This is a genomic window from Kushneria phosphatilytica, from assembly GCF_008247605.1.
In the GTDB taxonomy this organism is placed as follows: Bacteria; Pseudomonadota; Gammaproteobacteria; order Pseudomonadales; family Halomonadaceae; genus Kushneria; species Kushneria phosphatilytica.
Genome location: NZ_CP043420.1, coordinates 3524242 through 3543865, shown reverse-complemented (window position 1 = coordinate 3543865; position 19624 = coordinate 3524242). Strand labels below are relative to the sequence as shown.

At 61.9% G+C, this 19624-nt stretch carries 17 protein-coding genes; 9 read left to right on the top strand and 8 right to left on the bottom strand.

Annotated features, from left to right (window positions below):
* Positions 1-19: 19 nt before the first annotated feature.
* The 4 genes from FY550_RS16445 to gmk form a co-directional block, all read right to left on the bottom strand.
* A complete protein-coding gene (locus tag FY550_RS16445; RefSeq protein WP_070980122.1) occupies positions 20-409 on the bottom strand; it encodes a RidA family protein in 390 nt (129 codons plus the stop codon).
* A 76-nt stretch (positions 410-485) separates the two neighbouring features.
* Positions 486-2609 (bottom strand): bifunctional GTP diphosphokinase/guanosine-3',5'-bis pyrophosphate 3'-pyrophosphohydrolase, encoded by a 2124-nt coding sequence (spoT, locus tag FY550_RS16440; RefSeq protein WP_070980119.1) that lies wholly within the window; start codon positions 2607-2609, stop codon positions 486-488.
* A gap of 26 nt (positions 2610-2635) precedes the next feature.
* Positions 2636-2902, bottom strand: a complete 267-nt coding sequence (gene rpoZ / locus FY550_RS16435; protein ID WP_070980117.1) for a DNA-directed RNA polymerase subunit omega — start codon at positions 2900-2902, stop codon at positions 2636-2638.
* Positions 2903-3046: 144 nt separating this feature from the next.
* Complete coding sequence (gene gmk / locus FY550_RS16430) at positions 3047-3715, bottom strand: guanylate kinase (protein ID WP_070980115.1); 669 nt, start codon at positions 3713-3715, stop codon at positions 3047-3049.
* A 120-nt stretch (positions 3716-3835) separates the two neighbouring features.
* Here gmk and FY550_RS16425 point away from each other — a divergent pair, with 120 nt between their 5' ends.
* Positions 3836-4576 carry an SDR family NAD(P)-dependent oxidoreductase gene (locus tag FY550_RS16425; protein ID WP_070980113.1) on the top strand — a complete coding sequence of 247 codons (741 nt, stop codon included), beginning with the start codon at positions 3836-3838 and terminating at the stop codon, positions 4574-4576.
* Between the two features lie 117 nt (positions 4577-4693).
* On the opposite strand, the gene FY550_RS16420 is transcribed toward FY550_RS16425, so the two are convergent.
* A complete protein-coding gene (locus tag FY550_RS16420; RefSeq protein ID WP_070980110.1) occupies positions 4694-5428 on the bottom strand; it encodes a glutathione S-transferase in 735 nt (244 codons plus the stop codon).
* 111 nt (positions 5429-5539) lie between these two features.
* A complete protein-coding gene (locus FY550_RS16415; protein WP_070980108.1) occupies positions 5540-6922 on the bottom strand; it encodes an aminotransferase-like domain-containing protein in 1383 nt (460 codons plus the stop codon).
* Positions 6923-7035: 113 nt separating this feature from the next.
* On the opposite strand from FY550_RS16415, the gene FY550_RS16410 reads away from it, so the two are divergent.
* From FY550_RS16410 to FY550_RS16395, 4 genes are all read left to right on the top strand, one after another.
* Positions 7036-7764 (top strand): alanyl-tRNA editing protein, encoded by a 729-nt coding sequence (locus FY550_RS16410; RefSeq protein ID WP_070980107.1) that lies wholly within the window; start codon positions 7036-7038, stop codon positions 7762-7764.
* Positions 7761-8363: a LysE family translocator gene (locus tag FY550_RS16405; RefSeq protein ID WP_139148730.1), complete on the top strand. Its 603-nt coding sequence runs from the start codon at positions 7761-7763 to the stop codon at positions 8361-8363. Before FY550_RS16410 ends, FY550_RS16405 begins: the two co-directional genes overlap by 4 nt.
* A 31-nt stretch (positions 8364-8394) precedes the next feature.
* On the top strand, positions 8395-9819 hold the full coding sequence (locus tag FY550_RS16400) for an MATE family efflux transporter (protein ID WP_149054668.1): 1425 nt from the start codon (positions 8395-8397) through the stop codon (positions 9817-9819).
* A gap of 145 nt (positions 9820-9964) precedes the next feature.
* Entirely contained in the window at positions 9965-11302 is a 1338-nt protein-coding gene (locus tag FY550_RS16395; RefSeq protein ID WP_070980104.1) for an MATE family efflux transporter, read from the top strand.
* Between the two features lie 60 nt (positions 11303-11362).
* Here FY550_RS16395 and FY550_RS16390 read toward each other — a convergent pair whose 3' ends face one another.
* Entirely contained in the window at positions 11363-12199 is an 837-nt protein-coding gene (locus FY550_RS16390) for an inositol monophosphatase family protein (RefSeq protein WP_070980102.1), read from the bottom strand.
* Positions 12200-12429: 230 nt separating this feature from the next.
* Here FY550_RS16390 and FY550_RS16385 point away from each other — a divergent pair, with 230 nt between their 5' ends.
* From FY550_RS16385 to FY550_RS16370, 4 genes are all read left to right on the top strand, one after another.
* Positions 12430-13560: an NADH:flavin oxidoreductase gene (locus tag FY550_RS16385; RefSeq protein ID WP_070980097.1), complete on the top strand. Its 1131-nt coding sequence runs from the start codon at positions 12430-12432 to the stop codon at positions 13558-13560.
* Positions 13561-13635: 75 nt separating this feature from the next.
* Positions 13636-13965, top strand: a complete 330-nt coding sequence (locus FY550_RS16380; protein WP_233350232.1) for an ArsR/SmtB family transcription factor — start codon at positions 13636-13638, stop codon at positions 13963-13965.
* A gap of 527 nt (positions 13966-14492) precedes the next feature.
* A complete protein-coding gene (locus FY550_RS16375; RefSeq protein WP_070980093.1) occupies positions 14493-14858 on the top strand; it encodes a hypothetical protein in 366 nt (121 codons plus the stop codon).
* An 11-nt stretch (positions 14859-14869) separates the two neighbouring features.
* The gene (locus tag FY550_RS16370) at positions 14870-16924 is read left to right on the top strand and encodes a pyrroloquinoline quinone-dependent dehydrogenase (protein ID WP_070980091.1); all 2055 of its coding nucleotides are present in this window, start codon (positions 14870-14872) and stop codon (positions 16922-16924) included.
* A gap of 155 nt (positions 16925-17079) precedes the next feature.
* Here FY550_RS16370 and FY550_RS16365 read toward each other — a convergent pair whose 3' ends face one another.
* Complete coding sequence (locus tag FY550_RS16365) at positions 17080-19566, bottom strand: membrane-bound PQQ-dependent dehydrogenase, glucose/quinate/shikimate family (RefSeq protein ID WP_070980089.1); 2487 nt, start codon at positions 19564-19566, stop codon at positions 17080-17082.
* Positions 19567-19624 lie beyond the last annotated feature (58 nt).

The window sequence follows — 19624 nt, the reverse complement described above, 5'->3', positions numbered from 1 at the left end:
CCGGCGCAGCGCGAGTGGCTCAGTCGCCCAGCAGCATGATCCCTTCCGCTTCAACCTGACTGCCGCGGGGCAGCGCCTTGACGCCGACGGCGGCACGGGCTGGATACGGCTCGTCGAAGTACTCCTCCATGATCTGGTTGACCTTGGAGAAGTTGTCGAGATCGGTGAGATAGAGGTTGAGCTTGACCACATCGGAGAGCGACCCGCCGGCCTCGCGACAGACCGCCGCCATATTGTCGAATACCTGACGGGCCTGCAGTTCGATATCGCCGCCCACCAGCTCCATGTTGGTCGGATCGAGCGGGATCTGGCCTGACAGATAGATGGTATTGCCGGCCTTGATGGCCTGCGAATACGGGCCGATGGCGGCCGGCGCACGATCGGTATGGATGGCAGCTCGATTGCTCATGAAGTTCTCCTGAAGAACGAAACCCGGCAGTGCCGGAGCCGGGCGACTTGCGCGATGAATGAAGCGGGTAGCCGGCTCATTGCTGAACGCGGGCGACCCGGCTGACATGACTGAGATTGCGCAGACGACGAATAATGGTCGCCAGATGATTGCGGTTGCGTACCGTCAGGGTCAGGTTGACGAGCGATAGACGTTCGTCGCGCTCCTCGATACCGATGCGTTCAATGTTGGCTTCGGCATCGGTAATCAGACTGGCCAGCTCGGCGATCAGCCCTCGGCGGGTCTCGATCTCCAGCCGCAATCCCACCGGGAAATCACCCTCGACATGCTCTGACCACTGAATGGGCAGGCATTTTTCGGGGTCCTGCTGACACTCGCCGAGATTGGTGCAGTCATGGCGGTGTACGACCATACCGCGACCGGCGCTGAGATGACCGACGATGCGATCGCCCGGCAGCGGATAACAGCAGCGGGCGAAGTCGATCACCATATTGCGCGCCCCGCTGATGGCGATCGGCCCCGTGCCCTTGACGGCACTGCCTTCGCCGGCGTGCTCGTCGCAAACCAGTCGATGCACCACGCTCTGAACGGTACGCGTGCCCAGACCGATACTGTCGAGCAGATCGTCGAGCGTTTCCAGTCCGAAGGTATCCAGCGCACCATCGATACGCCGCGGCGGCAGCTCATCGAGCCGGGTATCGAACTGTGCCAGTGACTGATTGAGCAATCGCCGGCCAAGCATGATGGAGTCACTGCGCTGCTGATTCTTGAGGAAGTGACGTACTGCCGAGCGTGCCTTGGCGGTCACCACGAAAGAGAGCCAGGCCAGATTCGGCCGGGCGCCCGGTGCGGTGATGATCTCTACCGTTTGACCGCTCTGCAAGGGGGTCGACAGCGGCGCCAGATGACGATCGATGCGACAGGCGATGCAGCTGTTGCCGATATCGGTATGGACGGCGTAGGCAAAATCCACGGCGGTGGCGCCGCGCGGCAGCTCCATGATGTCGCCGCGAGGCGTGAAGACATAGGTATCGTCGGGGAACAGATCGTTCTTGACGTGTTCGATGAATTCCAGCGAGTTACCGGCGTGGCGCTGCATTTCGAGCAGCCCGCGCACCCATTCGCGGGCTCGGGCGTGGCTACCCATGGCAATCGGTCGATCGGTCTGGCCGGCCTTGTAAAGCCAGTGCGCCGCAACACCATTGTTGGCCATCGCTTCCATCTCGCGGGTGCGAATCTGCACTTCAATGGGGATACCGTTACTGCCGAACAGGGTCGTATGCAGGCTCTGATAACCGTTCGCCTTGGGAATCGCGATGTAGTCCTTGAAGCGTCCGGGAACCGGCTTGTAGAGATTGTGTACCGCTCCCAGGATGCGGTAACAGGTGTCGACCCGATCGGTGATGATGCGAAAGCCGAACACATCCATCAGCTCATTGAATGACTTCTGCTTGTCGCGCATCTTGCGATAGATCGACAGCAGGTGCTTCTGCCGGCCGATCACGGTGCCCGGCAGTTCATCGTCATCCAGACACTTTTGCAGGGTGCTCTGAATGTGGCGCACCATCGAGCGGCGATGACCGCGAGCACGAGTGACAGCACGCTGAATGCGCTCGGCGCGCATCGGATGGATCGCCTGAAAGGAGAGATCTTCAAGCTCGACGCGGATGGTGTTGATACCCAGTCGGCTGGCGATGCGGGCGTAGATCTCCAGCGTCTCGCGGGCAATACGGCGCTTCTTGTCCGGCCGGAGCGCACCGAGCGTGCGCATGTTGTGCAATCGGTCGGCGAGCTTGACGATGATGACGCGAATATCGCGCGACATCGCCATCACCATCTTCTGGAAGTTCTCCGCCTGTGCGACCGCCTTGTCCTCGAAGGTGATCTGGGTCAGCTTCGAAACGCCATCGACCAGTTCCGCGACTTCTTCGCCGAACTGCTGGGCCAGCGCCTCCTTGGTGATGCCGGTATCCTCGATCACATCATGCAGCATGGCGGCCATCAGGCTCTGATGATCCATGTGCATGTTGGCAAGGATATTGGCGACCGCCAGCGGATGGGTCACATAGGGTTCACCGGAGCGGCGACGCTGGCCATCGTGGGCCTGTTCGGCGTAATAGAAAGCGCGTTTGACCTGCGCGATCTCCTCGGCGCTGAGATAACCGTCGAGGCGATCGGCAAGATCATCAATGGTGAACATGGCGGGCGGCTGCCTCGATCAGGTGATCAGGCCTCGACGTCGGATTCCGGGCTCTGGGCGGAGCGCTGCTGCTGGGTCGGCATGGCCTCGACGGGTTCGTCGAGCACGCTGGCATCGACGTGGCCGGCAGCGATTTCGCGCAGTGCCATGACGGTTGGCTTGTCGTTCTCCCAGGCCAGCTCGGAATTGCGCGAGCCGCGCGCAAGCTGACGAGCCCGCCGGGTGGCGACCATGACCAGCTGGAAGCGGTTATCAACGTGATCGAGACAATCTTCTACGGTAACGCGTGCCATGGAGTCTACCTGCTGATCGAAACATGAACTGTCGGTTCGGCCATGACCCTCGAATCAGGCAGGCCAACCGGTGATAAATCGTGGGGTCGGTGGTCAGGGAGCCGGACAATGACGCAATACCGACCCACAAGGGGGAGATCGAGTTTACCTGTCCGGCTCGTCGGCTGACAAGAGTTCTGCCAGAAGCGGACCGTGTTGCGCTCGAACGCGGGTCAATCGCGTCCGTTCGGCACGAATCAGGTGCTCGAGTTCATCAACGGCAATGGCGAAATCGTCGTTGATGATCAGCGCATCGTATTCATCGTAGTGAATCATTTCACTGACGGCATCGCGCATCCGTCGCTCGATGATGTCGGGTGTATCCTGACCGCGATTCGAGAGGCGCTCGCGCAATGCTGCCCGCGAGGGGGGCAGAATGAAGATCGAGACGGCTTCCGGCATCTGCTCGCGCACCTGACGGGCACCCTGCCAGTCGATTTCGAGAATGACATCTTCTCCGGCTGCCAGCCGTTTCTCGACTTCCGGGCGTGAAGTGCCATAGTGGCGATCGAAGACCCAGGCGTGCTCGAAGAATTCGCCGCGCCCGATCATCGCTTCGAATTCTGCTTCGCTGACAAAATGGTAATTGACGCCGTCGACCTCACCGGGCCGCATGTTGCGGGTGGTATGCGAGACCGAGACGCCGAGCCGCTCGACCCGCTCAACCAGTGCGCGTACCAGTGAGGTCTTGCCGGCGCCTGAGGGGGCGGAAACGATGAAAAGCGTTCCCCGGGCCGGGTGATCGTATTGCCGCGAGTCGACATCCTGGGACATGATGACTGTTCGCCTGAGTGACGGAAATGGCGACATTATTGCACAGCGGCCCCGGCTCTCCCATGCAGGGTAGATGACATCCGCAAGGGCCCTGGCAGCCCACAATCCGGGAGGGGCAGCATGACGGCATTGCAGAAGGTGATGGTACTCACCGGCGCCAGCCGCGGCATCGGACATGCCACCGTCAAGCGCTTCAATGCGGCCGGGTGGCGGGTAATCACGGTATCGCGTCATGCCTTTTCCAGCGAGTGTCCCTGGCATGCCGGGGAGAGTGACCATGTTCAGCTCGACCTGACCGATTCCGCTTCGCTTGAAAACGCCGTCGAGCAGATTCGCAGGCGTTTGCCCGGCGGGCGGCTGGATGCCCTGATCAACAATGCCGGTGTCTCACCCAAGGGTGCTGATGGCGAGCGGCTGGGGGCACTGCAGACCGATTACACCGGCTGGATCGACACCTTCAATGTCAATCTTTTCTCAACGGCGCTGCTGGCGCGGTATCTGTTCGATGAACTGGTCGCAGCGCGCGGCACGATCATCAATATCACCTCGATTGTCGGCTCCCGGGTACATCCCTTTGCAGGCGCGGCCTATGCCACTTCCAAGGCCGCACTGACCGCACTCACCCGCGAGCTGGCCTTCGAGCTGGGGCCGCACGGCGTGCGTGTGAATGCCATCTCACCCGGTGAGATCGAGACCAGCATCCTGTCGCCGGGTACCGAGGAGATCGTCGATCACGACATTCCCATGAAACGGCTCGGCCGCCCTGAAGAAGTGGCTGCTACCATCTTCTTTCTGTGCAGCGAAGGGGCCTCCTACATCAACGGCGCAGAGATTCATGTCAACGGCGGCCAGCACGTCTAGGCCCTGTCCCGTTATTCGTCAGAGCGGCATCCTCGCAAGTGCCATGGGCTGCCTGGCTATGCGGCGCTCTTGAGCGTCCTGCCACCCCCCATGGCGGCAGGACGATGCATTTTTCGGCTACCCGTCAAGATCGAGCTCGGGGTAGTGCCGAAACAGCCCCTCTTCGTTGAACGACAGTCGTCGGTCGGAGGCGAGATAGGCAGCGATGCGAGGGCTTTCCCGGACCCGATCATGCAGAGCAATGACGCGGGGCGCTTCCTGCTCGGCTTCGGCCATGGCATTGGGCAGGGCGTAACGCAATCCCTCGACCATGTGAAACAGCGACAGATCAACAGTTGTCAGCGATTCGCCCACCAGATGACGCTCACCGGAGGGGTTGTCGATCAGCACCCGCTCGAAATAGCCGAGGAATTTCGGCAACCGCTCGTTGATGAACTGCCGGGCCCGCTGGGCAGCCTCCTCCTGCTGATCCTCGTAGTACAGCTCCACGCCCAGCGGATGATGAATGTCGTGTGCCTCGGCCGTGAAGTCGGTAATGGTCAGTTGCAGGGCATGTGCCCATAGTCGTCCGGCTTCATCGCCCGGCCACAGGCCCAGCCGCGGTCCGAGATACTGCAGAATGTTGGCCACATGTGAGATGACCAGTTCACCAGCCTTGAGAAAGGGCGGTGCAAAAGGAGGAAAGTCGGTAGCCTCGCCGCCGAGGTAGGTCTCGATCGCGGCGATGCCCCAACCCTGATCCTCCGAACGATTACCGACATCGACATAGTCGGCGCCGCCGGCCTCGAGGGCCAGGCGAACGAATTCACCGCGTCCCGGCACTCCGGGCCAGTAGTAAAGTTCGTAGCGCATGAGGAAGCCTATCGGGTCACCTTTGGTCAGAATACACCTGTCAGATTAGACAGCTCGGCAGTGACAGGCGAATGAACGACGCTCATCCTGGTAGCCCGTACCTTCGATTTTTTACAGCGTCTGCCAGGGCGACAGTTCGGGATGGCGCAGGGCATCACGAATGATCGTGAGTGCGCGCCGCAGGGTGTCGAGATCCGAGGCGGCGCTGATACAGATGCGTACTGCCTGGGGCGCCGGTTCGCTGCCGACACAAAAGGCTTCGGCCGGTGTGACCCGCACCTGCTGGCGGGCGAGCTGCTCGATCAGGGTCGAGACGCGCTGCCCGGCCGGTAGCGACAGCCACAGATAGAAACCGCCAGGGCGGGCACTGAAATCGAATTCGCCCAGTAGCTCACGGGCCAGGGCGTGGCGACGCGCCAGTTCCCGCTGTTGCCATTGCAACAGTCGATCGGCATCGCCGCTGTCGATCCAGCGACACACCAGCCCGGCAATCAGTGGGGGCGGCATCCAGCTCTGGGTACGAATTGCGGCAGCCACGCGACCCTGCAGTGCCGGGGGAACCCGCATCACGCCCGAACGCAGGCCACCGCCCAGGATCTTGGAAATCGAAAACAGCAGCAGGGTGCGTTCCGGCGCCAGCTGATAGAGCGGGGTGCCGCGCTGTTCGGCCGGCAGATGCTGGACGGCATCCTCGATCAGCCAGAAATCATGTTGCCGAGCCAGTGCCACCAGCGCTTCGCGTCGGGCTTCGGAGAGCCTGGCCGTGGTGGGGTTATGGTGATCCGGCATCAGGTAGAGTGCGCGAAAGGGCTGTCGCTCGACCCGTCGGGCCAGTGCCTCGACATCCAGTCCCTCGGCATCGAAGGGCAGTGACACTGTTCTGATGGCGAGTTGCTGGGCGGCACTGATCAGCCCGGGATAGCTCAATGCCTCGGCGGCCAGCCTTTCACCAGGGTTCAGCAGTGACGAGAGCGCCAGGAAAATGCCGTTCATGCCCCCCTGATTGATGAGCAGCTCCTCGGCGGCCACCGGCAATCCGAGCTGATGCATCCAGCAGGCAAAACCATCGCGATGACTGTCCAGCCCCCCCTCTGCCTGGTAGTCGATGGCATCGGTCAGGGCCTGTGGGTCCTGTTGCACGGCAGCCAGGGCGCGCTGCAGACCCGCCTGGCGCTCACCACACGGCGGGGGTAGCGAGAGGCTCAGATCGATCATGTCGTCGTGACCGGTCACATGGCGAAAGGGCGCCTCGCGCCTTTCCCGCACATAGGTGCCGCTACCGACCCGCGCTTCTACCAGGCCGTGATTTTCCACCTCACCATAGGCCCGGGTTACGGTGCCGAGAGTAACGCCCAGCGCATCGGCAAGGCGACGCTGTGGGGGCAGCCGAGTACCGGGCGCCAGTTCTCCCGATTCGATGGCGAGTTCGATGGCTTCTGTCAGCTGGCGATAGCGGGGGCCCTCGCCTGAAAGCCGGGGTATCCATATTGTCATGGTGACAATAAATCCGTTGACGTTGTTTGTTGGGCGTTTATGCTCGAATTGTATGTAAAATTCAATTCATTTTCTCGGAATTGTACCCCTACAATCAAGCGTTGGAGTCTCTCATGGTGACTGCCCTGGTATTTCGCGATCAGCCCCGTCAGTGTCAGCTCGAAGCGACGGTTATTGGTGTCAGCGAGGCCGGGGTAGTGACCGATGCCACGCTGTTTTATCCCATGGGTGGGGGTCAGCCCGGCGACACCGGTATCTTTCTGACCGCATCGGGCCAGGCGCTGGCAGTCACCGATACTCGCAAGGGAGAGGGCCGGAGTGTGCTGCATCACCTGCCCTCCGACCATGGATTGCAGGTGGGTGATCGCGTGACCCAGCAGCTCGACTGGGCACGGCGTTACGCTCACATGCGCATGCACAGCGCGCTGCATCTGCTGTCAGTGGTCGTCCCCTTCGGAGTGACCGGCGGCAGCATTGGCGCCGACAAGGGGCGGCTTGATTTTGATTCGGGCGAGGCAGTGCTCGACAAGGCCGAGCTGAATGAACGACTCAATGATCTGGTGGTGGCCAATCACCCGGTCTCCAGTGAATGGATCAGCGAAGACGAGCTCAAGGCGCATCCCGAGCTGGTGAAAACCATGTCGGTAGCGCCACCACGAGGTGCGGGCAATATTCGCATGGTGCGCATCGGTGATATCGATTATCAGCCCTGCGGTGGCACGCATGTGGCATCGACCGGTGAGATCGGCCGGCTCGAAGTGGCCAGTATCAAGAATCGGGGCGCCCGCAACCGCCGGATTACCCTGCGTTTTGCCGAACCGGAAAGCGGAGGGCAGCCATGATCTCGCTGAGCTGGCTGTTGTCGATGATACTCTTTTCCATCTCGATGAGCGGTACTCCCGGTCCCAACAATGTGATGCTGACGGCTTCGGGAGCGCTGTACGGCTATCGCCGCACGTTGCCGCATATTCTCGGCATTCTGTTCGGCTGTTTCGTGCTGTTTACCCTGATAGCGCTGGGGCTGGGGGTGGTGTTTCAACGCTATCCGCTGATTCAGCAGGGGCTGCGGGTGATCGGTGCGCTCTACCTGCTCTATCTGGCGTGGAAGATCGCCAGTGCTCCGCCGCCCGAACTGGCCGCCCGGGAAGGTGCCCGGCCACTGACCTTCTGGCAGGCGGCGGCCTTTCAGTTTGCCAATCCCAAGGCGTGGGTAATGGGACTGGCACTGATCGCCGGATTTCTGCCGGATGAGGGCATGTTGTGGATCAATGCCATGCTGCTTTCGGCCCTGATGGAAGTGGTCGCCTTTCCCTGCATCTCCTTCTGGGCCTGCTTCGGCGTGGCGATCGGCCGCTGGCTGACCACGCCGCGGGCGTGGCGCGTCTTCAATGGCATCATGGGGGCCATGACGGCGGCCTGTGTGGGCTTTATCGTGACGTGATGCCACTCGCCCGCTCACAGGAGTCTGCTGAATGCCCCGCCGTGCCGATACTTCGCTGCTGGAAGGTCCCGTACTGGCATCGCTGCTCCGGCTGGCGGTACCGATCGTACTGGCCAACGTACTGCAGTCGCTCTATCAGCTGATTGATGCCTTCTGGGTGGGGCGCCTTGGCGGTCATGCGGTGGCAGCGGTCTCGGTCTGCTTTCCGATCACCTTCCTGCTGATTGCGCTGGGCTCCGGTTTGGGCGTGGCTGGCTCCACCCTGGTGGCACAGTACATGGGGGCCGGCCAGCACAGGATGGTGAATCGGGTGGCGGCGCAGACCCTGCTGATGGTGGCATTGGTGTCGATCGGCTTGTCGCTGCTCGGTGAGTGGCTGGCGCCTTCGCTACTGAAACTGCTCGGGGTGGCGCCGGAAGTCTACGACGGTGCGCTGATCTTTCTGCGCTTTTCGCTGGCGGCGATGATCTTCACCTTCGGTTTTGCCATGTTCCAGTCGCTGATGCGGGGGATTGGTGAGGTCAGAACGCCGCTCTATATCGTTGCCGGCACAGTCGTCCTCAACGTGGTGCTCGATCCACTGCTGATCTTCGGGCTCGGCCCGATCCCCGGGTTGGGGGTCGGGGGTGCGGCGCTGGCGACCCTGATTACCCAGGCGTTGGCGTTGATGATCGGTTTGCGCCTGCTGCTGCGCGGGCGCTGGACGATTCAGCCTGCTGCCAGCGATTTCCGTCCGGACTGGCCCTTCATTCGGCGGGCCTTTCGTCTTGGTTTCCCCGCCTCGATCGAGCTCTCTGCCCGGGCGCTCTCCATGAATGTCATGGTGTTTCTGGTTTCCGGCTTCGGCACCGTGACCATTGCCGCCTATGGGGTGGGTACCAATGTCCTGAGTTTCGTGATCATTCCTGCGCTGGGGTTGTCGATGTCGACCGCGGCACTGGTGGGACAGAACATCGGCGCCGGGCAGTTCGAGCGGGCCGCGCGTATCGCGCGATTAAGTGCGGCCATCGCCTTCGTGACGCTCTCCCTGGTGGGCGCACTGGTGTTCGTGTTCGCCACAGCGCTGGTGCGCTTTTTCGTCCCGGCCGATGACGCGGTGATCGCCACCGGTGGGCGCTTTTTGCATACCGTGGCACTGACCTTTGGCTTCATGGGCTTGCAGATGGCGCTGACCGGCGTTTTCCGCGCGACCGGTCAGACGCTGGTGGCGATGGTGCTGACGCTGGTCTCGCAGTGGGTACTGCAGTTTCCGCTCGCCTTTGTTCTCTCGCGCGATGCGGTGCTCGGACAAAGCGGTATCTGGTGGGCGTTTCCGGTCACCAATGTCGTGATTGCCCTGATTACGGTGGCCTGGTTTGCTCGCGGTGACTGGATGAAGCAACGGCTGACCACCGTTGACGAAGACCCCGTGGCGGAGCGGGTGACCGAAGAGGTCCTTGCCGAGGAACATCGCTGAAAACCATTGTGGCGCTGCGCCATCCGGAAGCGGGTTTGTGTGGGGCGAAGGTCTATCTTTCTGGCGTGGGCAGGCTAAACTGCGCGCGCAGACATCCCTACCGCTCGACCATGGAGGCTATGTGGCATCCGCCAGCACCAGAGAGATGATCCGCGCGCTCTGGCACCAGACGCTCCCGATGGCGATGGGTGTCGCGGCGCTGCTGGGCTTCAATCTGATCGACAGTATCTTCATCGCCCGGCTTGGTACCCGGCCGCTGGCCGCACAGTCCTTCACCTTTCCGGTGGCGACGGTGATTATCGGTGTCCAGGTCGGTTTCGGGATCGCCATCGCTGCGCTGATCTCACGGGCCCTGGGGGGCGAGGAGGAAGCGCGCGCCCGCCGATTGAGCACTCTGCTGCTGTTCGGCTGTAGCGCCTTCATGCTGGGGCTGATGGTGCTCCTCTATCTGCTGGCCCCGGTGATCTTCACGCTGCTGGGCGCCGATCGCGAACTGCTGCCGCTGATCTACAGCTACTGGGGCCCATGGCTGATGTCAAGCTGGCTGGGTGCGCTGCTCTATCTGGGTTACAGCCTGTTCAGGGCGCATGGCGAAACACGTCTGCCCGGTCGGATGATGGTGCTGACCAGTCTGCTCAACCTCTGTCTTGATCCGCTCTTCATTTTCGGCTTTGGCGATTTCGGCGGGTGGGGCCTGCCCGGCGCGGCCTGGGCGACGCTGCTGTCGTTTTTCATTGGCGTGCTGATTCTGGGCCGATTACCTGCCCGGCGCGGCTGGTTGAGTTTCACCGGCCTGCGGGAAGAGGCACGCGTCTCGACCCGGCGCTTTCTGGGCATTGCCCTGCCGGCGATGACCTCTCAACTGCTGCCGGCGGCATCAGCACTGGTGGCGACCGGGGTCGTCGCTCGGTTGGGCGAGACCGCAGTGGCGGCCTGGGGGCTGGCTGCGCGCCTGGAAACCTTCGTAATCCTGGTGGTGCTGGGCATGACCATGTCACTACCTCCCTGGCTGGGCCGCTGTTATGGCGCCGGACGCTGGGGCGAGATTCGTCAGCTGATGAACCTGGCAGCGCGGGTAGTGCTGATCTGGCAGTGTCTGCTGGGGATCGTGCTGGCTCTGCTGGCCTCGCCGCTGGCGGGACTGCTGGCGGGCAACGCGGAAGTGCGTGAACTGCTCACCACGCTGCTGCGTTTTCTGTTGCCGAGCTATGCGCTGCTCGGCATCTGCATGCTGATTGTGTCGGCCTGCAATGCCCTCGGGTGGCCGCGACGAGCGGTCATGGTCTCCTTCATGCGCCTGTTCGTCTGCTATCTGCCCTGTCTGATAGTGGGCAGCTGGCTGGGCGGTTTTGTTGGCCTGGCGGCGGGTGCCGGCGTGGGCAATCTGCTTGCCGGAGCACTGGCCTGGTGGAGTTATCGCCGTGCCCTGGGCAGCCGGGGCAAGCATGACGAACATGAAGAGCGCCGTGTCGATCCGGCATGATTCTGCGATCGGGGCCACTCGCCATGAGCGGCCCCACGACTGTTACGACTGAACCGGCCGTTACGACTGCACCAGAAAGTCGAACACTTCGCGCAGCTTTTCCCAGTTCTCCTTCGAGTTGGCTGCGAGCAGCTGACCCTGATGAATGGTCGGCCGGTAGGGGCGGCCATCGAGCAGGGCGGCGTAACCACCGGCTTCCTCGTGAACCAGCAGCCCGGCGGCGTGATCCCAGGGCATCAGCTTGCCGGTGAGCATGAAGTCGACATGTCCGAACGCCATGGTGCGATATTCATGACAGGCGCAGCCGAACGCCATCATGCGGGCAAAGTCCGGGAAAAGGCCGGCGAGCTGATACTGCTGTGGTTTGGGGAAGAGCCGGATGGAGGTTGAGCCCACCATGTCGGTGGTTTGTGTGGTCTCGGAGACCTGGAGCCGGCGGTGCGTGCCGTCCGCTCGGCCGAAGTAGGCCCCTTCCCCGCGGCGCGCAGTGATCCAGTCATCCATGACCGGATCATAGAGCAGGCCGAAGATTGTCTCACCCCGACTTGCGACGGCGATAATGACACCGAACTGATTGAGCCCGCGGGCAAAGTTCCAGGTGCCATCGACCGGGTCAATGATCACCGCCATCTCGGCATCGGCAATGCGCTCCAGCCTCGAGGCATCCTCGGCAACGGCCTCTTCGCCGATAATGGTGGCCTGTGGGAAGGCGTGGGCGATTTCACGCGTAATGATGGCCTCGGCGCCCTGATCGGCATCGGTCACCAAATCATCCGGCGCACTCTTGGCGCGGATGTCGTCATCCCCGAGATTGCGAAAGCGTGGCAGGATTTCCGCTTTTGCGGCCTGGCGGACAATGTCGATGATCTTCTGGCAGTCGGTCTGGTCAAGGCGCATGCATGCTGTCCTGGCAGATGAATAATGGCTGATACGGCCGCTGCGATATAAGGCCGGCCGTGGGGGCGTACCGATGAGGATACCAGCCGAGCGCCACGACTGCTGCAGCACGCATGATGAGGTGCCGATCCGCCCCGGTGCTGGTGGGTCTTGTCGGGAAATTGTCAGCAATGCCGTTCTTCTGTTTTAATGTATTTATATATTTAAATATATTTTTCAGGAGAAATTGCATGTCCGAGCATGACTCACATATCGCTGAACCTCTGTTCGAGGCCTTTGAGCTGGGCAATCTGACGCTGTCGAACCGGATCGTCATGGCCCCCATGACGCGCAATCAATCGCCCGGTGGTGTGCCGAGTGACGCAGTTGCCGAATACTACGAAAGCCGGGCCAGAGGCGGTGTGGGGCTGATCATTACCGAAGGCACCTTTATCGACCATCCGGGAGCCAATGGTTATCCGGATGTGCCTGCCTTTCATGGCGAAGGATTGAAGGGTTGGCAGCAGGTGGTGGAACGCGTCCATGCTGCAGGTGGCAGGATCGCCCCGCAGCTGTGGCATGTCGGGCGTGAGCGGCGTCCGGGCACCGAGCCGGATGCTGGTGTACCCGGCTTCGGGCCCATGGCGATTGAAGAGGACGGCGTCGAAGTCGTGCGCGCCATGAGCGAATGGGACATTCAGGAGGTAGTCGCCTCCTTTGCCCGGGCGGCCCGCGATGCCAAAGAGGTCGGTTTTGATGCGCTGGAGTTGCATGGCGCGCATGGTTATCTGATCGATCAGTTCCTGTGGCCGGAAAGCAATCAGCGCAGCGATTCATATGGTGGCAGCCTCGAGAATCGCCTGCGTTTTCCGCTGATGATCGTGCGCGCCGTACGTGAAGCGGTCGGACCGGATTTCCCGATCATCTTCCGCTTTTCCCAGTGGAAGCTCTCCGACTATGACGCCACCATTGCGGATACACCCGAGGCGTTGGGTGCGCTTTTGAAACCGCTGGCTGAAGCGGGTGTGGATATCTTTCACGCCAGTACCCGCCGGATGTGGGAGCCCGGATTTGCCGGCAGCGACAAGACGCTGGCGGCCTGGACCCGGGAACTGACCGGCCGACCCGTGATTGCCGTAGGCAGTATCGGGCTGGACAAGACCTTTCGGACCGGGCATTTCACTCGTACCGAGGACCCGACCTCGAAAAGCAGGGTGGATGTCCGCCAGCTCGCCGAACAGCGCCAGCGGGGCGATTTCGATCTGATTGCCATCGGCCGGGCCCTGCTCTCCGATCCGCACTGGGCAGGCAAGGTCCGCGATGGTGAGCTCTCCTCACTGTTTGACTTCGATCGAAGTGCGCTGGATACCCTGGTGCGCTAGCCTGTCACAGTGAATTTCGGCAGCCCGGCTCTCATCAGCGTATGATGGCCGGGTTTTCAGAGCCCGGCTGTGACCATGGATATCAATACCATTTTGAGTGCGCTGGCCAATCCCGTGCGACTCGACATCCTTTCCTGGCTGAAGAGCCCGGCAGATCATTTCCCACCGCAAAAGGCGGGCGCGCCGGAAGGGGGGATCTGTGTCAGTCATATCCGTGAGAAGACCGGGCTCTCCCAGCCGACCATCTCCCTGTATCTGTCCACGCTGTCACGGGCCGAGCTGGTCAGTGCCCAGCGTGTTGGCCAGTGGACCTACTACCGCTATAACCCCGAGGTGGCGGATGCCTTTCTCGAGGCATTGTCACAGCGACTCAAGGGCGCTGACCGGGCTGATATCGACGGGTGAGGACTCAGTGGCTGCCCTGTTTTCGCCGTGGGAAAACAGGGGCCCTCCTGTTGATCCATCATGCGGTTATACAGACTTGTATCAATTGTTGGCCCAACAAGCCTTCAGGATCGATTACAATGTGCCGGGCAATGGCCTCCGAAAGTCCTGTTGACAGGCATGCGCTGATCCGCCGTTGATGGGGGAGCCTCCTCTCTGATGTGGCTGCAGCCGTCATCCTTGCGGTATGACACCGGGCCGAAGGGATGACGCCAACATCTGTGCCGCAGGGCAGGATACCGCTCTGTTATTGTCCGCCAGGCTCCACAAGGGCCTGTGTTCGGAGATTTCGCGATATATCGTGGCCCCGATGCGAGTTGTGCAGGTAATCCAGTGCCGGGTGGGATCATGCGACTGGCAGCCGAAGCCTTTGTCCGCATGGTCCAGCATTGTCCCGACCTGCTCGCATTCGTGTCGTCTGTGCCGAGCGAGTATCGATATCGGTGGTCTGTTGCCTTAATCCGATCTCACAAGGAGAACTGTACGTCATGTCGCCATCTCGATCGCAAGGATTGGGCGCGATAGTGCTTCTGGTGGCCTCGCTTGTCGGGCTTGCCATTGCGCTATATGCCTATTTCGCCCCACTGACCGGCGTTACCGGCACCCTTGGTGCGCTCATTGTCATTCTGGTCAATATTGCGCTTGCCGTCGGCGCGCTGGTGCTGGCCGCGGTGAACAACCGTGGGGTTCGCATCCTGCTGCGTATCCTGATTCTGCTGGCGCTCGGCGGAAACTTCTTTGCATCACTTCTGCTGCATCAGTGGTGGATTTGTATCGCCATGGTCGTCGGCCTTGTCGGACTGATCCTCGACATGACCCGCTCCAACAGCGCCAATCGCCCCGCACATTCATGAGGAACCGCCCCATGGCGACAAAGGTATCCGCCACGCGACGCTTCGGTATGGCCGCGGCGCTCGCTCTTTTCATTACGCCCACGCCGCTGCTCGCCCAGGAGCAGTCGAGTGACCAGGCCGATGCTGCCGCGCAGGCCGCGGCTGACCAGCAGCAGGACAGCGCACAGGCCGATCAGGCCTCGCACAAGCCGATTCCGCTGGTCCCTGAAAAACCGACCTGGGACAGCTTTCATGGCCAGCTCAACGCTCAGAAGTACAGCCCGCTGAAGCAGATCACGGCCGACAACGTCGGACAGCTGAAGAAGGTCTGGGAATTCCACACCGGGGATGTCTCGGATGGCTCCGGTGATGTGCCGGCGACGGTCTGGTCTGCCACCCCCGTCTTTGCCAACGACACGATCTATATCGGTACGCCGTTCTATCGGCTGATCGCACTCGATCCCGGTACGGGCAAGGAGAAGTGGAGCTTCAACACCCAGGCGCCGAAAAAGGCACTGACCCAGCCCGTACTGAAAAACCGTGGCGTGGCTTACTGGCAGGCGGATAACCCGGTCGAGGGTGAGCCCTGTCAGAAGATCGTGTACATGGGTACGGTAGACGCCAAGCTGTATGCCGTGGATGCCGATACCGGCAAGCTCTGCAAGGGCTTTGCCGATAATGGCGTGCTGAACGTCAACAAGTGGAACGACACCCACGCCAAGTGGCCGCTGTCGCTGCTGCAGCCGCCGACCGTGGTCGGAGATCACCTGCTGCTGGGCTGGGCCGGCATGGACTGGGCCTACGAACAGGCACCGCCCGGCACGGTCTGGTCGATCAACGCGCGTACCGGCAAGCGCGAATGGACCTTCAATGCGCTCTCCGACGAGATGCGTCAGAAGAGTGGCACCGCCAACGTCTGGACCCAGATGTCGGCTGATGAAGAGCACGGCCTGGTCTATCTGCCGGTCTCGTCGCCCTCGCCGAACTACTGGGGCGGCAACCGTACCGAGAAGGCACCGCTGGCAACCTCTACCACGGCACTGGATGTCGATACCGGCAAGGTGGTCTGGTCACGCCAGTGGGTACACCACGATGTCTGGGATTACGACATCAACTCCGCGCCGACGCTGATGAACATCACGGTGGATGGCAAGGAGATCCCCGCACTGGTGCAGGCGACCAAGCAGGGCTTTCTGTTCGTGGTCAATCGTCTGACCGGCGAGGATGTCTGGCCGATCGAGGAGCGTCCAGTGCCCCAGGGCGACGGTTCCGTCAAGGGCGAGAAGCTCTCTCCCACCCAGCCGTTCCCGACCAGGCCCAAGCCGCTGATGGATCAGTCGAAGAAGCCTGAAGTCTGGGGGCTCGCCGACGCCGTGGGGGGTGGTCAGTGTTCGCGGCTCTGGGACAAGCTCGACTATCGCGGCATGTATACGCCGCCGACCACCAAGGGTGAAGGCGCCATGGCCTACCCGGACAGCGCCGGTGGCGTGCAGTGGGGGGGTGTGGCCTTCGATCCCGAAAGCCAGACGGCCATCGTGAATACCTCGCACATCGTGCAGTACGTCAAGCTTTACGATCGTGAGGCTTATGAAAAGGCTGACTCCGGTTCCGGCAACGAATCCGGCTTTGCGCCACAGAAAGGCGCGCCCTACGGCATGCGCCTGATGGTGGCGCGCAACTGGCTGGGTATGCCCTGCTGGAAGCCGCCCTTTGGCGAGATGGTGGCCATCGACATGCATACCGGTGATGTGAAGTGGCGTCATCCGGTGGGTGCGTCTCAGCAGTACGGCTTCTTCATGCCGGAAAGCTGGGGCTCGCCGACCATCGGTGGCCCGGCGGTCACGGCCGGTGGTGTCGTGTTCATCGGCGCTTCCATGGATGCCAAGGTACGCGCCTACTCGCTCAAGACCGGCAAGGAACTCTGGTCCGATCAGGCCGAAGCGCCTGCGGTCGCCAATCCTTCCGTCTACGAGTACAAGGGACGTGAATACGTGGCCTTCGTGGCCGGTGGTAACACGATCCTGAAGGATCAGGTCGGCGACCAGGTAGTGGTCTACGCCCTGCCGAAGGATGGTGAGGACGACTGAGCCTTCAACGGCTAACAGTGATGCGGGGCGGGCCTTCGGGTCCGCCCCGTTTTTTTTGGCCGTCTTTTGGATGCCTCCCCCGACGGCTCGGTTCGATTATAAAAAAGCGCCCCGCAGGGCGCTTTTTTTCGAGCGGTTGGCCTGCCTGAGCAGATTTACTCCGGCAATGCGTAGGTGATGACGTAATCCCCCGACGGCGTTTGCATGAAGTGGTGGCCGGTGGCGACGATCATCAGATACTCGCGGCCGTTGGCTTTATATACCAGCGGGTTGGCCTGGCCGCCTGCCGGGAGTGGCGCGCTCCAGAGCGTTTTACCGCTTTCGATATCGATCGCCCGGATCAGGTCATCGGTCGCCGCAGCAATAAAGATCAGGCCACCGGCAGTGACCGCCGAGCCGCCGTTATTGGGCGTGCCGATATTGATTGGCAGCCCCGAGCGGATGCCGAAAGGGCCGTTGGCACGCGCGGTGCCCAGCGGACGATCCCACAGCGTTTTGCCGGAGGCCACGTCGACAGCGCGGATGTGACCATAGGGCGGCTCCTTGCAGAGCAGGCCGGTGAAGGGCACCCGCCAGCCGGCATTGACGTCCACGGCATAGGGTGTATTGGCCTGCGGCGCGCCTGCGCCTTCGGCACCGCCGTCATCGCTTTGCTGCTCTTCACGCGGTTTCCAGCCGTACTCGTTGGCCTGCTCGCGCGGCACCAGGATGTTGTAGTTGGGCATGTCGTTGTAGTTGGCGATCAGCACGCCGCGGTTGGGGTCGATCGCGATGCTGCCCCAGTCCGAGCCGCCGTTGTAACCGGTGTATTCGACCCAGTGGCGATCGGCCGTCGGCGGCGTATACATGCCCTTGTAGCTGGCCTTTTGAAACTGGATGCGACAGAACATCTGATCAAAGGGCGACATGCCCCACATGTCGCGTGAGGTCAGCTCGGGCTGCTGCAGGGTGTGATAGAGCGAATAGGGCTGGGTTGCCGTGCGCTGCTCGGGCTCGACGCCACCCTGTGGTACCGGCCGCTCCTCGGCGCCCCCGCCGAGCAGTTCGCCGTTGCGACGATCGAAGACGTAGATGCCGCCCTGCTTGGTGGGCATGACCACGGCCGGCACCTTGCCATTATCGGTGGGAAAGTCGATCAGCGTCGGCTGGGAACCGGGGTCGTAATCCCAGACATCCTTGTGTGCAGTCTGAAATTTCCACTTTGGCAGTCCGGTCGTCACATCAAGTGCCACCAGCGAACTGGCCCATTCGTTTTCGGCCGGGGTGCGCGAGCTGCTCCAGTAGTCTGCCGCGGAGTTGGCCATTGGCAGATAGACCAGCCCCAGCTTGTTGTCGCCCACGGCGGTGGTCCACATGTTGGGCGAGCCGCGCACGTAGGTCTCATCACCGCTGAGTGGTTCGCTCCGATCAGGACGACCGGCATCCCAGGCCCATTCAAGCTCGCCGGTCACGGCGTTATACCCCTTGATCACGCCGGAGGGTGGATAGCGGCGCTGACCATCGAGCACCTGATGACCGGTCACCAGCACATTATCGACAATCACCGGCGTCGAGTTGATCGACACATAGCCCGGCGGCGTCTCGCCCATGTTCTGTTTGATATCGACCTGGCCGTTATCGCCAAAATCGGTGCAGGGCTTACCGGTCTCGGCATCCACGGCAATGATGCGACCGTCCAGCGTGCCCGAGAAGATACGCGTCTGGCACTGGGCGGTGCTGCTGCTCGATGTATCGGCGACGGCGCCATTGCCGGCCGTGTCGCTGCCGCCATCGCTATCTTCAGGCTGAGTCGAGGCATTGTCCGGGACCTCGTAGTACGTCACCCCGCGGCAGGCGGCCGTGTAGGGAATGGCATCTTTGGAGACCTGCGGATCATGGCGCCAGCGCTCCTTGCCGGTGGCGGCATCCAGCGAGATCAGGATGTTGCGTGATGTGCACAGATAAACGCTGTCGCCCACCTTTAGTGGCGTGGTTTCGGCGCCCCAGCGATGATCGAGCAGGTCACCGGTGCGATAGGTCCAGGCCCTTTGCAACTGATCGACGTTATCGGGTGTGATCTGATTCAGCGAGGTATAACGGGTGGCGGCGTTATCTCTCCCGTAGGCGGTCCAGTCGCCATCGGCGGGCTGATCCGCCGGCTGGGCGTTGCCGGTATCCGTGGCCAGCGAGGCCGATTGCGGCCCGGGGACATCACCGGGGTGTGAGAAGTTGTGCGGTAGAAAGGCCAGTGCGCCGGCGCCTGCCAGCACCAATACCAGACCGCCGGCAGTCGAGAAGGCAGCACGGCGTGACGGGCCGTTGACGGTGCGCCAGGCCACCAGCGCCACCAGGATGCCGAGAATCAGCACCACATCCATGCGGGGTATCCAGCGCCAGTAATCCAGCCCCGATTCCCAGGCGGCCCAGAGCAGCGAGCCGATAAAGACCACGGCGTAGAGCAGCACCCCGGCGCGACGCTGCATGATCAGCAGCCCCCCGGCCAGCAGCATGCCGATGCCGGCCAGCAGGTAGTACCAGGAGCCCCCGACAATTGCCAGCCAGGCACCGCCTCCCGTCAGTACCAGACCGACCAGCGCCACCAGCGCGCCGACCAGCGTCAGCGCAATATCACGCCGACGCTTAACCCCTAAAGATGTTCCCATGTCGCTCTCCCTTGCGTTTATGGTCGCTTCGTTGCGTTTGTTGTGTGATTCGATGATT